Annotated in this window: 15 protein-coding genes; 14 read left to right on the top strand and 1 reads right to left on the bottom strand. The window is 41.7% G+C overall.

Features of this window, described 5'->3' with window-relative positions:
* The first annotated feature begins 6 nt into the window (after positions 1 to 6).
* The 14 genes from HT722_RS00730 (at position 7) to ldcB (ending at position 14,049) form a co-directional block, all read left to right on the top strand.
* The gene (locus tag HT722_RS00730) at positions 7 to 786 is read left to right on the top strand and encodes an alpha/beta hydrolase family protein (protein WP_173277012.1); all 780 of its coding nucleotides are present in this window, start codon (positions 7 to 9) and stop codon (positions 784 to 786) included.
* Positions 787 to 897: 111 nt separating this feature from the next.
* Entirely contained in the window at positions 898 to 2,118 is a 1,221-nt protein-coding gene (gene murM, locus HT722_RS00725) for a peptidoglycan bridge formation alanyltransferase MurM (protein ID WP_173277011.1), read from the top strand.
* A gap of 4 nt (positions 2,119 to 2,122) precedes the next feature.
* Positions 2,123 to 3,355: a peptidoglycan bridge formation alanyltransferase MurN gene (gene murN, locus HT722_RS00720; protein ID WP_173277010.1), complete on the top strand. Its 1,233-nt coding sequence runs from the start codon at positions 2,123 to 2,125 to the stop codon at positions 3,353 to 3,355.
* Positions 3,356 to 3,433: 78 nt separating this feature from the next.
* Complete coding sequence (locus HT722_RS00715) at positions 3,434 to 4,135, top strand: M57 family metalloprotease (protein WP_173277009.1); 702 nt, start codon at positions 3,434 to 3,436, stop codon at positions 4,133 to 4,135.
* A gap of 38 nt (positions 4,136 to 4,173) precedes the next feature.
* Complete coding sequence (gene uvrC, locus HT722_RS00710; protein ID WP_173277008.1) at positions 4,174 to 6,021, top strand: excinuclease ABC subunit UvrC; 1,848 nt, start codon at positions 4,174 to 4,176, stop codon at positions 6,019 to 6,021.
* Positions 6,011 to 6,865 carry a metallophosphoesterase family protein gene (locus tag HT722_RS00705; RefSeq protein ID WP_173277007.1) on the top strand — a complete coding sequence of 285 codons (855 nt, stop codon included), beginning with the start codon at positions 6,011 to 6,013 and terminating at the stop codon, positions 6,863 to 6,865. The genes uvrC and HT722_RS00705 overlap by 11 nt, the downstream gene beginning before the upstream one ends.
* A 173-nt stretch (positions 6,866 to 7,038) precedes the next feature.
* Positions 7,039 to 7,644, top strand: coding sequence for a nitroreductase family protein (locus tag HT722_RS00700; protein WP_000670166.1), 606 nt, complete (start codon positions 7,039 to 7,041; stop codon positions 7,642 to 7,644).
* A 13-nt stretch (positions 7,645 to 7,657) separates the two neighbouring features.
* A complete protein-coding gene (pepV, locus tag HT722_RS00695) occupies positions 7,658 to 9,058 on the top strand; it encodes a dipeptidase PepV (RefSeq protein ID WP_173277006.1) in 1,401 nt (466 codons plus the stop codon).
* 53 nt (positions 9,059 to 9,111) lie between these two features.
* Positions 9,112 to 9,690 carry a uracil-DNA glycosylase family protein gene (locus HT722_RS00690; RefSeq protein WP_173277005.1) on the top strand — a complete coding sequence of 193 codons (579 nt, stop codon included), beginning with the start codon at positions 9,112 to 9,114 and terminating at the stop codon, positions 9,688 to 9,690.
* 144 nt (positions 9,691 to 9,834) lie between these two features.
* A complete protein-coding gene (locus HT722_RS00685; protein ID WP_173277004.1) occupies positions 9,835 to 10,122 on the top strand; it encodes a rhodanese-like domain-containing protein in 288 nt (95 codons plus the stop codon).
* Between the two features lie 275 nt (positions 10,123 to 10,397).
* Positions 10,398 to 11,723, top strand: coding sequence for a branched-chain amino acid transport system II carrier protein (gene brnQ / locus HT722_RS00680; protein WP_001074581.1), 1,326 nt, complete (start codon positions 10,398 to 10,400; stop codon positions 11,721 to 11,723).
* Positions 11,724 to 11,820: 97 nt separating this feature from the next.
* Positions 11,821 to 12,858 carry a M42 family metallopeptidase gene (locus tag HT722_RS00675; protein WP_173277003.1) on the top strand — a complete coding sequence of 346 codons (1,038 nt, stop codon included), beginning with the start codon at positions 11,821 to 11,823 and terminating at the stop codon, positions 12,856 to 12,858.
* 1 nt (position 12,859) lies between these two features.
* The gene (locus HT722_RS00670; protein WP_000335586.1) at positions 12,860 to 13,330 is read left to right on the top strand and encodes an HIT family protein; all 471 of its coding nucleotides are present in this window, start codon (positions 12,860 to 12,862) and stop codon (positions 13,328 to 13,330) included.
* A 2-nt stretch (positions 13,331 to 13,332) separates the two neighbouring features.
* Positions 13,333 to 14,049, top strand: coding sequence for an LD-carboxypeptidase LdcB/DacB (gene ldcB, locus HT722_RS00665; protein WP_173277002.1), 717 nt, complete (start codon positions 13,333 to 13,335; stop codon positions 14,047 to 14,049).
* Here the strand turns inward: ldcB and HT722_RS00660 are convergent.
* Entirely contained in the window at positions 14,046 to 14,192 is a 147-nt protein-coding gene (locus HT722_RS00660) for a hypothetical protein (protein ID WP_173277001.1), read from the bottom strand. The genes ldcB and HT722_RS00660 overlap by 4 nt on opposite strands.
* Positions 14,193 to 14,528: the final 336 nt, after the last annotated feature.

The following is a 14,528-nucleotide window of genomic DNA, read 5'->3' as shown; positions in this document are numbered from 1 at the left end:
CAAATCATGGCAGTAATGAAAATTGAGTATTACTCACAAGTTTTGGATATGGAGTGGGGAGTGAATGTTCTTTACCCCGATGCCAATCGAGTGGAAGAACCAGAGTGTGAAGATATTCCCGTCTTGTACCTTTTGCACGGGATGTCTGGTAATCATAATAGTTGGCTCAAGAGAACCAATGTAGAACGCTTACTTCGAGGAACCAATCTCATCGTTGTTATGCCCAATACCAGCAACGGTTGGTATACCGATACCCAATATGGTTTTGACTACTACACGGCTCTAGCAGAGGAATTACCACAGGTTTTAAAACGCTTCTTCCCTAACATGACCAGCAAGCGTGAAAAGACCTTTATCGCTGGTCTCTCTATGGGAGGCTACGGCTGTTTCAAATTGGCTCTTACTACAAATCGTTTTTCTCATGCAGCTAGTTTTTCAGGTGCCCTTAGTTTTCAAGATTTTTCTCCTGAAAGCCAAAATTTGGGAACGCCAGCTTATTGGAGAGGTGTGTTTGGGGAGATTCAAGATTGGACAACTAGTCCCTATTCACTTGAAAGTCTGGCTAAAAAATCGGACAAAAAGACCAAACTTTGGGCTTGGTGTGGTGAACAGGATTTCTTGTACGAAGCCAATAATCTGGCAGTGAAAAATCTCAAAAAACTGGGATTTGATGTGACCTATAGCCATAGTGCTGGAACTCACGAATGGTACTACTGGGAAAAACAATTGGAACGTTTTTTAGCAACCCTACCAATTGATTTCAAATTAGAAGAGAGATTGAGTTAGTTTGAACTCCAGCATAGGGGTAGTAGAACTAAAATAAAATATGTTTTCACTAGACTTTTCAAACGAAAGTAGTAGAATAGTAATAAGATACTGGAGGAAAGAGAGTAGGAAATGTACCGTTATCAAATTGGCATTCCCACATTAGAATATGATCAGTTTGTCAAAGAACATGAATTAGCTAATGTATTACAAAGTAGTGCTTGGGAAGAAGTTAAGTCTGATTGGCAACATGAGAGGTTTGGTGTCTACAGGGAAGAAAAATTACTGGCGACAGCTAGTATTTTAATTAGAACTCTTCCGCTAGGCTATAAAATGTTTTACGTCCCAAGAGGACCCATATTGGATTATGGGGATACGGAACTCTTGAGTTTTGTCATTCAGTCCATTAAGTCTTATGCTCGCAGTAAGAGAGCGGTTTTTGTGACTTTTGACCCAAGTATTTGCCTATCTCAAAGTTTAATCAATCAGGAAAAGACAGAATTTCCTGAAAATCTGGCTATTATTGATAGTTTGCAACAGATGGGGGTAAGGTGGTCAGGAAAAACAGAGGAAATGGGAGACACCATTCAACCTCGTATTCAGGCGAAAATATACAAGGAAAATTTTGAAGAAGATCAACTTTCCAAGTCAACAAAACAGGCTATTCGAACAGCACGAAACAAAGGTCTTGAGATTCAATATGGTGGACTGGAACTATTAGATTCATTTTCGGAGTTGATGAAAAAAACCGAGAAGCGGAAAGAGATTCATTTGAGGAATGAAACCTATTATAAAAAATTGTTAGATAATTTTAAGGATAAGGCCTATATCACCTTGGCAACCTTGGATGTCTCTAAACGTTTGCAAGAATTAGAAGAGCAGTTAGCGAAAAACAGAGCCTTGGAAGAGACCTTTACTGAGTCGACTCGAACTTCAAAAGTAGAAGCGCAGAAGAAGGAAAAAGAACGTTTGTTAGAGGAATTGACCTTCCTGCAGGAATATATGGATGCAGGTCAAGCAAGAGTTCCCTTAGCGGCTACCTTAAGTTTGGAATTTGGTACTACCTCTGTCAATCTATATGCTGGTATGGATGATGATTTTAAACGTTATAATGCACCAATTTTAACTTGGTATGAAACGGCTCGCTATGCCTTTGAGCGAGGTATGGTCTGGCAAAATTTAGGTGGTGTTGAAAACTCTCTCAATGGTGGCCTTTATCATTTTAAAGAAAAATTTAATCCAACGATTGAAGAATACTTGGGTGAATTTACAATGCCTACCCATCCTCTCTATCCTCTGTTAAGACTTGCTCTTGATTTCCGTAAAACATTAAGAAAAAAACATAGAAAGTAAGTATATGGCACTAACTACACTCACCAAAGAAGAGTTTCGTACTTATTCTGATCAGGTTTCTTCTCGTTCCTTTATGCAATCGGTCCAGATGGGGGATTTGCTAGAAAAAAGAGGGGCTCGAATTGTTTATCTTGCTTTGAAACAAGAAGGAGAAATTCAAGTTGCAGCTCTGGTTTATAGCTTGCCCATGCTGGGTGGTCTGCATATGGAGATCAATTCGGGGCCGATTTATACCCAACAAGATGCTCTTCCAGTTTTTTATGCGGAGTTAAAAGAATATGCCAAGCAAAATGGTGTATTAGAGTTGCTTGTAAAACCTTATGAAACTTATCAAACTTTTGATAGCCAAGGTAATCCAATAGATGCTGAGAAAAAAAATATCATTCATGGTTTAACTGATTTAGGTTATCAATTTGATGGCTTGACGACAGGTTATCCAGGTGGAGAGCCGGATTGGTTATACTATAAAGATTTGACTGAATTAACTGAAAAGAATTTGCTTAAAAGTTTTAGCAAAAAAGGGAAACCCTTGGTGAAAAAGGCTGAAACCTTTGGCATTCGGTTGAAAAAGTTAAAACGTGAAGAACTATCGATTTTTAAGAACATCACAAAAGAAACCTCTGAACGTAGAGAATATAGTGATAAAAGTTTAGAATATTATGAGCATTTTTATGATGTTTTTGGAGAACAAGCGGAGTTTCTCATAGCAAGCTTAAATTTTTCGGACTATATGAGCAAATTGCAAGGTGAGCAAAGTAAACTAGAAGAAATCTTGGACAAGTTGCGACTTGATTTGAGTAAAAATCCTCATTCTGAGAAAAAACAAAATCAACTGAGAGAATATTCTAGTCAATTTGAAACGTTTGAAGTTCGAAAAGCAGAAGCGAGAGACTTGATTGAAAAATATGGAGAAGAAGATATTGTTTTAGCCGGGAGTTTATTTGTTTATATGCCTCAGGAAACGACTTACCTCTTTAGTGGTTCCTACACTGAGTTTAATAAGTTCTATGCCCCTGCACTGCTTCAAAAATATATTATGTTGGAAAGCATAAAACGTGGAATACCTAAATATAACTTCCTAGGGATTCAAGGGATTTTTGATGGAAGTGATGGTGTTTTGCGTTTTAAACAGAATTTTAATGGCTATATTGTACGCAAAGCAGGTACTTTCCGGTACCATCCATCGCCTTTAAAATACAAAGCTATCCAGTTACTCAAAAAAATAGTAGGACGTTAAGATGAAAAAGTCAGTATTTAGCTTTCTTTCAGCTTCTTTTAGTAAAATAGACTTTATTTACTAGAAAGGTGGAAGGATATGCGCTGGCTTTTTCGTTTGATAGGTGCTTTCTTTTCTTTTTTGTGGCGTTTGTTTTGGCGCCTGGTTTGGTTAGTTGTGCTCTTATGCGTTCTTGCTTTCGGACTTCTCTGGTATCTAAACGGGGATTTTCAAGGAGCACTAAAGCAAGCAGAACGGTCAGTCAAGATTGGTCAACAAAGTATAGACCAATGGGAAAAAACAGGGCAACTGCCTAAGTTGAACCAGACAGATAGCCACCAACACTCTGAAGGAAGGTGGTCGCAGGCTTCTGCTCGTATTTACCTAGATCCGCAGATGGATTCAGGATTTCAAGAGGCATATTTAGAAGCAATTCAGAATTGGAATCAAACTGGTGCTTTTAACTTTAAAGTTGTCACCGAGTCCAGCAAGTCAGATATTATGGCTACGGAGATGAATGACGGAGGTACTCCTGTGGCAGGAGAAGCGGAAAGTCAGACCAATCTCTTGACGGGGCAATTCTTGTCTGTCACGGTGCGGTTGAATCACTATTATCTGTCCAATCCAGACTATGGCTATTCCTATGAGCGCCTTGTCCATACGGCAGAACATGAGTTGGGGCATGCGATTGGCTTGGACCATACAGATGAAAAGTCTGTCATGCAACCTGCGGGTTCCTTTTATGGTATCCAGGAAGAAGATGTTGAAAGACTTCGAAAATTATATGAGACCAATGAGTAGGGGACTATCTTTCCCTACTTTTTTGCTATAATGGAACTATGAATAACTTGATTAAATCAAAACTAGAGCTATTGCCGACTAGCCCTGGTTGCTATATTCACAAGGATAAAAACGGTACCATTATCTATGTAGGAAAGGCTAAAAATCTGCGTAACCGCGTGAGGTCTTATTTCCGTGGAAGTCATGATACCAAAACAGAGGCCTTGGTGTCTGAAATTGTAGATTTTGAATTTATCGTTACGGAGTCCAATATTGAGGCACTTCTCCTAGAAATCAACCTGATCAAGGAAAATAAGCCTAAATACAATATCATGCTCAAGGACGATAAGTCCTATCCTTTCATCAAAATCACCAATGAACGCTATCCTCGTTTGATTATCACCCGTCAGGTCAAAAAGGACGGCGGTCTCTACTTTGGACCTTATCCAGATGTGGGGGCAGCCAATGAAATCAAGCGACTACTGGATCGGATTTTCCCTTTTCGCAAGTGTACCAATCCACCCTCTAAGGTCTGTTTTTACTACCATATCGGTCAATGTATGGCCCACACCATCTGTAAGAAGGATGAGGACTATTTCAAGTCTATGGCTCAGGCGGTTTCTGATTTTCTGAAAGGCCAAGATGACAAAATCATTGATGACCTAAAGGGCAAGATGGTGGCGGCAGCTCAGACTATGGAGTTTGAACGTGCGGCGGAATACCGTGACCTGATTCAGGCTATTGGAACACTTCGAACCAAGCAACGGGTCATGGCCAAGGATCTCCAAAATCGGGATGTCTTTGGCTACCATGTGGACAAGGGCTGGATGTGTGTGCAGGTTTTCTTTGTTCGTCAGGGCAAGCTTATTGAGCGCGATGTCAATCTTTTCCCCTATTACAATGATCCGGATGAGGATTTTCTAACCTATGTGGGACAATTCTATCAAGAAAAATCCCACCTAGTACCCAATGAGGTATTGATTCCGCAGGATATTGACGAAGAAGCCGTTAAGGCTTTGGTGGATACCAAGATTCTCAAGCCCCAGCGTGGAGAGAAAAAGCAGCTGGTCAATCTAGCCATAAAAAATGCCCGAGTCAGCCTAGAGCAGAAATTTAACCTGCTAGAGAAATCAGTCGAGAAGACACAAGGAGCTATTGAAAATCTAGGTCGTTTGCTCCAAATACCGACCCCAGTCCGCATCGAATCCTTCGATAACTCTAATATCATGGGGACCAGTCCTGTTTCAGCCATGGTGGTCTTTATCAACGGAAAACCTAGTAAGAAAGATTACCGTAAGTATAAAATCAAGACCGTAGTCGGGCCAGACGACTATGCGAGTATGAGAGAAGTCATTCGCAGGCGCTATGGTCGAGTACAGCGTGACGGTTTGACTCCTCCAGATTTGATTGTGATTGATGGGGGGCAAGGTCAAGTCAATATCGCTAAGCAGGTTATCCAAGAAGAGCTAGGTTTGGATATCCCAATTGCGGGTTTGCAAAAAAATGACAAGCATCAAACCCATGAATTGCTCTTTGGAGATCCGCTTGAGGTGGTGGAGTTATCTCGCAATTCTCAGGAATTTTTCCTCCTCCAACGTATCCAAGATGAGGTGCACCGCTTTGCCATTACCTTCCACCGTCAACTGCGCTCCAAAAATTCCTTTTCATCACAATTGGATGGTATTGAAGGGTTGGGACCTAAACGCAAGCAGAATCTCATGAAGCATTTCAAGTCTTTGACCAAAATCAAGGAAGCCAGTGTGGATGAGATTGTCGAAGTTGGAGTACCTAGAGCGGTTGCAGAGGCTGTGCAGAGGAAGTTGAACCCGCAGGAGGCAGAAGCCTTGCTTCAAGTTGCGGAAGAAAGAGTAGATTACCAAACAGAAGGAGAACACAATGAATCATAAAATCGCAATTTTATCAGATATTCATGGCAATACAACTGCCTTAGAAGCAGTGATTGCAGATGCTAAAAATCAAGGAGTCAGTGAATACTGGCTTCTGGGAGATATTTTTCTTCCTGGTCCCGGTGCGAATGACTTGGTCGCCCTGCTAAAGGACCTTCCTATCACAGCCAGTGTTCGAGGCAATTGGGATGATCGTGTCCTTGAGGCCTTGGATGGCGAATATGGTTTGGAACATCCGAAAGAAATCCAGTCAATGCGCATGACCCAGTTTTTGATGGAGCGAATGGATCCTGCAACGATTGTCTGGCTACGAAGCTTGCCTTTGCTGGAAAAGAAAGAAGTTGAGGGACTACGCTTTTCTATCTCTCATAATTTACCTGACAAAAACTATGGTGGGGACCTACTGGTTGGGAATGATACAGAAAAATTTGACCAACTGCTAGATGCGGAAACCGACGTGGCAGTCTATGGTCATGTTCACAAGCAGTTGCTTCGTTATGGCAGTCAAGGGCAACAAATCATCAATCCAGGGTCGATTGGCATGCCCTATTTTAATTGGGAGGCGTTAAAAAATCACCGTGCCCAGTATGCCGTGATAGAAGTTGAAGATGGGGAATTGGTAAATATCCTATTTCGCAAAGTCGCTTATGATTATGAAGCGGAGTTAGAACTAGCCAAGTCCAAGGGACTTCCCTTTATCGAAATGTATGAAGAACTACGAAGAGAAGACAACTATCAGGGGCACAATCTGGAACTATTAGCAAGCTTAATAGAAAAGCATGGGTATGTAGAAGATGTGAAGGATTTCTTGGAGGTTATAAAGTCAGAATATAAGGTAGACTAGTTTCGTTAAGTCACTGAAAAATAGTTGGAACTGGATGAATGGATCCCTGATTTGAATGATGTGCTTCATTCGGTTGCTTATCCTTGTTCCAATTTCTTTCTATGAAAAATCCCTGCAAGCTCTTTCAAATTATGGTAGAATGGAAGCAATAGAATTAGAAAAGGAAATCGATTATGAAATTTCTTGAATTAAATAAAAAACGTCATGCGACTAAGCATTTCACTGATAAGCCGGTGGATCCAAAAGATGTGCGTACGGCTATCGAAATTGCAACCTTGGCACCCAGTGCCCACAACAGCCAGCCATGGAAATTTGTGGTAGTACGTGAGAAAAATGCCGAACTGGCAAAATTGGCTTACGGTTCGAACTTTGAACAGGTATCATCAGCGCCTGTAACTATTGCCCTGTTTACAGACACAGATTTGGCTAAACGTGCTCGTAAGATTGCCCGAGTTGGTGGTGCTAACAATTTCTCAGAAGAACAACTTCAATATTTTATGAAGAATTTGCCTGCTGAATTTGCCCGTTACAATGAACAACAGGTCAGCGACTACCTAGCCCTCAATGCAGGTTTGGTTGCTATGAATTTGGTTCTGGCTCTTACAGATCAGGGAATCGGATCAAATTTGATCCTTGGATTTGACAAATCAAAAGTCAATGAGGTTTTGGAAATCGAAGACCGTTTCCGCCCAGAACTCTTGATCACAGTGGGATACACAGACGAAAAATTAGAACCAAGCTACCGCTTGCCAGTAGATGAAATCATCGAGAAAAGATAGAAAGAAGAAAAAAATGACAGTAATTGATTTTACAGCAGAAGTAGAAAAACGCAAAGAAGACCTCTTGGCTGACTTGTTTAGCCTTTTGGAAATCAACTCAGAACGTGATGATAGCAAGGTTGATGCTGAGCATCCATTTGGACCTGGGCCGGTAAAAGCTTTGGAAAAATTCCTTGAAATCGCAGACCGCGATGGCTACCCAACTAAAAATGTTGACAACTACGCAGGACATTTTGAATTTGGTGATGGAGAAGAAGTTCTCGGAATCTTTGCCCACATGGACGTGGTGCCAGCTGGTAGCGGTTGGGACACAGATCCTTACACACCGACTATCAAAGACGGTCGCCTTTATGCGCGTGGAGCTTCTGACGACAAGGGTCCTACAACAGCTTGCTACTATGGTTTGAAAATCATCAAAGAATTGGGACTTCCAACTTCTAAGAAAGTCCGCTTCATCGTCGGAACAGACGAAGAATCAGGCTGGGCAGACATGGACTACTATTTCGAGCACGTAGGACTTGCAAAACCAGACTTCGGTTTCTCTCCTGATGCTGAGTTCCCTATCATCAATGGTGAAAAAGGAAATATCACGGAATACCTCCACTTTGCAGGAGAAAATACAGGTGCAGCCCGTCTTCACAGCTTTACAGGTGGTTTACGTGAAAACATGGTGCCAGAATCAGCAACAGCAGTCGTTTCAGGTGATTTGGCTGACTTGCAAGCTAAACTAGATGCCTTTGTTGCAGAACATAAACTTAGAGGAGAACTCCAAGAAGAAGCTGGCCAATACAAGGTGACCATCATTGGTAAATCAGCCCACGGTGCTATGCCTGCTTCAGGTGTCAATGGTGCGACTTACCTAGCCCTCTTCCTTAGCCAGTTTGACTTTGCTGGTCCAGCCAAAGACTACCTTGACATCGCTGGTAAAATTCTTTTGAACGATCATGAGGGTGAAAATCTCAAGATTACTCATGTGGATGAAAAGATGGGTGCTCTTTCTATGAATGCCGGTGTCTTCCGCTTTGATGAAACAAGCGCTGATAATACCATTGCCCTCAACATCCGCTATCCAAAAGGAACAAGTCCTGAGCAAATCAAGTCAATTCTTGAAAACTTGCCAGTTGCTTCTGTTAGCCTTTCTGAACACGGTCACACGCCTCACTATGTGCCAATGGAAGATCCACTTGTCCAAACTTTGTTGAATGTTTATGAAAAACAAACTGGACTTAAAGGTCATGAGCAAGTTATCGGTGGTGGTACTTTTGGTCGCTTGCTCGAACGTGGGGTTGCCTACGGAGCCATGTTCCCAGACTCAATTGACACCATGCACCAAGCCAATGAATTTATCGCCTTGGACGATCTTTTCCGAGCAGCAGCAATCTATGCCGAAGCTATTTATGAATTGATCAAATAAAACGATAGAAGTCTGAGATTGTATGCTTAGACTTCTTTTTGGAGGGAAAGTAGATGTCTCAAATTGAAAGAATCAAGCAGGCTATTATGTCAGATCCACAAAATGCCAGCTATACAGAACGCGGAATCGAACCTCTCTTTGCAGCGCCAAAGACTGCTCGCATCAATATCATCGGTCAAGCACCGGGGCTTAAAACGCAGGAGGCAGGACTTTACTGGAAGGACAAAAGTGGTGATCGTTTGCGGGACTGGCTAGGTGTGGATGAAGATACCTTTTACAATTCAGGTTATTTTGCTGTTCTGCCCATGGATTTCTACTTTCCAGGGCATGGTAAGTCAGGTGACTTGCCACCGAGAACAGGCTTTGCTGAAAAATGGCATCCGCAGCTCTTGCAAGAATTACCAGATATTCAATTGACCCTCTTGATTGGACAATATGCCCAGGCCTACTATTTAAAGGAGAAAATCAGTGGCAAGGTGACAGAACGGGTAAAACATTACCAGAACTACTTGCCAACCTATTTTCCACTAGTTCACCCCTCGCCGCGAAATCAAATCTGGATGGCCAAAAATCCTTGGTTTGAGTCAGAAGTGGTGCCGGATTTGAAAAAAAGAATTAAAACTATTTTATAGTCAATGAAAATCAAAGAGCAAACTAGGAAACTAGACACAGGCTGCTCAAAACACAGTTTTGNNACGAAGTCAGTAACCATACGCACGGTAAGGCGACGCTGACGTGGTTTGAAGAGATTTTCGAAGAGTATTAGGAGAAAAAGAATGAAAGAAATAACCTTTGACGCATTTTACCAGCTTTACAAAAACGACCAACTTTCTCTAGTGGACGTGAGAGAAGTGGATGAGTTTGAAGCTCTTCATTTAGAAGGTGCTCAGAATCTTCCTCTGAGTCAATTAGCTGATACTTATGATCAATTGAACAAGGATCAGTTACATTATGTTATTTGTAAATCTGGAATGAGATCGGCGCGTGCTTGCCAATTCCTATCAGAACAAGGTTATGAAGTTATCAATGTTCAAGGTGGCATGATGGCCTTTGAAGAACTTTAATACTCAATGAAAATCAAAGAGCAAACTAGGAAGCTAGCCGCAGGCTGTACTTGAGTACGGCAAGGTGAAGCTGACGTGGTTTGAAGAGATTTTCGAAGAGTATAAACATTAGAATTTTCTCCTACTTGGTGTGGACTGGGTAGGGGATTTTATTTTTAGACAATTCTCATTTTTAAGAATCTTGAAAACATTCAATATTTACTTCGTGAAGCTTTTTTCATACTCCTATTCATGATATACTAGGTCAGTATTTTATAAATATGAAGGAGATTTTCATGGCTAAAAAAGGTGCCCTAACAGGTTTACTCCTGTTTGGAATATTTTTTGGTGCGGGGAACTTGATTTTTCCGCCTTCTCTAGGTGCTCTATCTGGAGAACATTTTCTTCCTGCCATCGCAGGTTTTGTCTTTTCAGGTGTCGGTATCGCCGTCTTGACTCTGATTATTGGAACGCTAAATCCTAAAGGATATATCTACGAGATTTCAACAAAGATAGCGCCTTGGTTTGCGACCCTTTACCTCTCAGTTCTTTACTTGTCAATCGGTCCATTCTTTGCTATCCCACGTACTGCTACAACAGCTTACGAAGTAGGGATTAGCCCCCTTTTGTCAGATGCAAATAAAGGTCTTGGTTTGATTGTCTTTACAGTTCTGTATTTTGCAGCAGCCTATTTGATTTCGCTTAATCCATCAAAAATCTTAGACCGTATCGGCCGTATTTTAACACCAGTCTTTGCGATTTTGATTGTTATCTTGGTTGTTCTGGGAGCTTTCAAATACGGTGGAACAAGTCCTCAAGCTGCTTCAGCTGCTTATCAAGCTTCTGCCTTTGGTACAGGTTTCCTAGAAGGATATAATACCTTGGACGCCCTTGCTTCAGTTGCCTTTAGCGTAATCGCAGTTCAAACCTTGAAACAACTTGGATTTTCAAGTAAGAAAGAATACATTTCGACTATTTGGGTTGTTGGAATCGTTGTTGCTCTGGCCTTTAGTGCCCTTTACATCGGTTTAGGTTTCCTTGGAAATCATTTCCCAGTACCTGCTGAAGCGATGAAGGGTGGAACACCGGGTGTTTATATCTTGTCACAAGCTACTCAAGAAATATTTGGTTCAACAGCTCAACTCTTCCTTGCAGCTATGGTTACCGTAACCTGCTTCACAACAACAGTTGGTTTGATTGTGTCGACAGCTGAGTTCTTTAATGAGCGTTTCCCACAAATCAGCTACAAGGTTTATGCGACAGCCTTTACCTTGATTGGATTTGCCATTGCTAATTTGGGTCTTGATGCGATTATCAAGTATTCAATTCCAGTATTGGTTATCTTGTATCCAATCACGATTGCCATTGTCATGATTGTCATTGTCAACAAATTTGTCGCTCTTTCAAAACCAGGTATGCAGTTGACAATTGCTGTTGTTACAGCTATTGCTATTGCAAGCGTACTAGGAAGCTCGTTTAAGGTTGAGTTTCTTGCAAACCTTGTCAACGCTCTTCCTTTTGCCAAGGCATCTCTCCCATGGTTGGTACCAGCCATTGTCGGAATCTTGCTCTCATTGGTTCTACCAAACAAGCAAGAAAGCGATGTTTTTGAAATGGAATAATCACTAAAATCACTTTTGTAGCCAAGTCTACAGGAGTGATTTTCTTTTTTTATCCGATGATAAATGTGTTATAATAGGTAGCAAAAGAGGTAAATAAATGAATCAAACAGTAGAATATATCAAAGAACTAACAGCTATTGCATCGCCAACAGGCTTCACTCGTGAGATTTCGAACTATTTAGTCAAGACTTTAGAAGGTTTTGGTTACCAGCCGGTTCGCACAGCCAAGGGCGGTGTCAATGTGACCATTAAAGGTCAAAATGATGAAGAGCATCGCTATGTGACTGCCCATGTGGATACGCTGGGTGCCATTGTCCGTGCTGTCAAACCAGACGGCCGTCTCAAAATGGACCGTATCGGTGGCTTTCCTTGGAACATGATTGAAGGTGAAAACTGTACCGTTCATGTGGCTAGCACAGGTGAAAAAGTATCAGGAACCATCCTCATCCACCAAACTTCTTGCCATGTCTACAAGGATGCAGGAACTGCAGAACGCACGCAAGATAATATGGAAGTGCGTTTGGACGCCAAAGTAACTAATGAAAAAGAAACTCGTGCCTTGGGGATTGAGGTCGGTGATTTTATTAGCTTTGATCCACGAACCGTCGTGACAGAGACAGGTTTTATCAAGTCTCGTCATTTGGATGACAAGGTCAGCGCAGCGATTTTGCTTAACCTGCTTCGTATTTATATGGAAGAGAAGATTGAGTTGCCTGTAACAACCCATTTTGCTTTTTCAGTCTTTGAAGAAGTGGGACATGGGGCTAACTCTAATATTCCTGCTCAGGTAGTCGAATATCTGGCTGTGGATATGGGAGCTATGGGTGATGACCAGCAAACAGACGAATATACAGTGTCTATTTGTGTCAAGGATGCTTCAGGGCCTTATCACTATGACTTCCGTCAACACTTGGTTGCCTTGGCGAAAGAGCAAGATATTCCATTTAAGCTGGATATCTATCCATTTTATGGTTCGGACGCTTCAGCGGCCATGTCTGCAGGGGCAGAAGTCAAACACGCCCTTCTCGGTGCTGGTATCGAGTCTAGTCATTCTTATGAGCGTACTCATATTGACTCGGTGGTCGCAACAGAGCGTATGGTTGATGCTTATCTTAAGAGTGGGTTGGTAGACTAATATGTGCCTGATTTGCCAGAGAATTGACCTCATCAAGAAGGAAGAAAATCCTTACTTTGTCAAAGAGTTGGAAACAGGCTATCTTGTGATTGGAGACCACCAGTATTTTGCAGGATATAGTCTTTTTCTAGCTAAGGAACACGTTACCGAATTGCACCATTTGAAAAAGGAGACAAGACTCCGTTTTCTAGAAGAAATGAGTTTAGTCCAAGAGGCAGTTGCCAAGGCCTTTGCTGCTGAGAAAATGAATATCGAACTACTAGGAAATGGCGATGCTCATCTCCATTGGCATCTGTTTCCTAGACGAAGAGGTGATATGAATGGTTATGGTCTCAATGGACGTGGTCCAGTATGGTGGGTTCCCTTTGAAGAAATGACAGCAGAAACCTGCCAAGCAAAACCGGATGAGATTAAAAAATTAGTCGAATGTTTATCGTCAGAACTAGATAACCTATTAGAAATAAAGGAGTAGAAATGAAAAAAAGATACCTTGTCTTGACAGCCTTGCTAGCCTCGAGTCTAGCAGCTTGTTCACAAGAAAAAGCAAAAACTGAAGATGGAGCAGCTAAGACAGAACAGACAGCCAAAGCTGATGGGACAGTCGGCAGTAAGTCTCAAGGAGCTGCCCAGAAAAAAGCAGAAGTGGTCAATAAAGGAGACTATTACAGCATTCAAGGGAAATACGATGAAATCATCGTAGCCAATAAACACTATCCATTGTCTAAAGACTATAACCCAGGGGAAAATCCAACAGCCAAGGCTGAGTTGGTCAAACTCATCAAAGCGATGCAAGAGGCAGGCTTCCCAATCAGTGACCATTACAGTGGCTTTAGAAGTTATGAAACTCAGACCAAGCTCTACCAAGATTATGTTAATCAAGATGGGAAAGCAGCAGCTGACCGTTACTCTGCCCGTCCTGGCTATAGCGAACACCAAACTGGCTTGGCCTTTGATGTTATTGGGACTGATGGTGATTTAGTAACAGAAGAAAAAGCGGCTCAATGGCTCTTGGACCATGCGGCTGATTATGGCTTTGTTGTCCGTTATCTCAAAGGTAAGGAAAAAGAAACAGGCTATATGGCTGAGGAATGGCACCTTCGTTATGTCGGAAAAGAAGCTAAAGAAATTGCTGAGAGTGGTCTCAGTTTGGAAGAATACTACGGCTTTGAAGGCGGAGATTACGTCGATTAATACTCTTCGAAAATCTCTTCAAACCACGTCAGCGTCGCCTTACCGCAGGTATGGTTACTGACTTCGTCAGTTCTATCCACAACCTCAAAGCTGTACTTTGAGCAGCCTGCTGCTAGCTTCCTAGTTTGTTCTTTGATTTTCATTGGTAAATTCCCAAACTAACTTCCACCGCTAATCCAAGTGGAAGTTAGTCTGATAAAAATTGTAAAAACCAGTGGAAATCCGTGTCAGGGTAAGTTCCACTGGTTTTACTCATGCTTGATTTCATCGCTTTTGTAGCCAAAATGAATCGAAAAAAAGAGCGCACAAAATCCCCTCATCTGAAAGCGTTTCAGATTAAGTTCCGCTATGGTGGAAGTTAGTGTGAGACGTTTGAATGGGGTTAAAGATTAGTTTTTAGAACTTATGTTGGAGTAATTTAGACGACTGACAGACGTCTTCTGCAGGTATTTTAGAAATGCCGAGAAGCTTAGTAATCT

The sequence above is a fragment of the Streptococcus sp. 53 genome (assembly GCF_013276565.1).
In the GTDB taxonomy this organism is placed as follows: domain Bacteria; phylum Bacillota; class Bacilli; order Lactobacillales; family Streptococcaceae; genus Streptococcus.
Note: the sequence above shows the minus strand (reverse complement) of the source record. Positions and strands in the feature narration are given on the sequence as shown.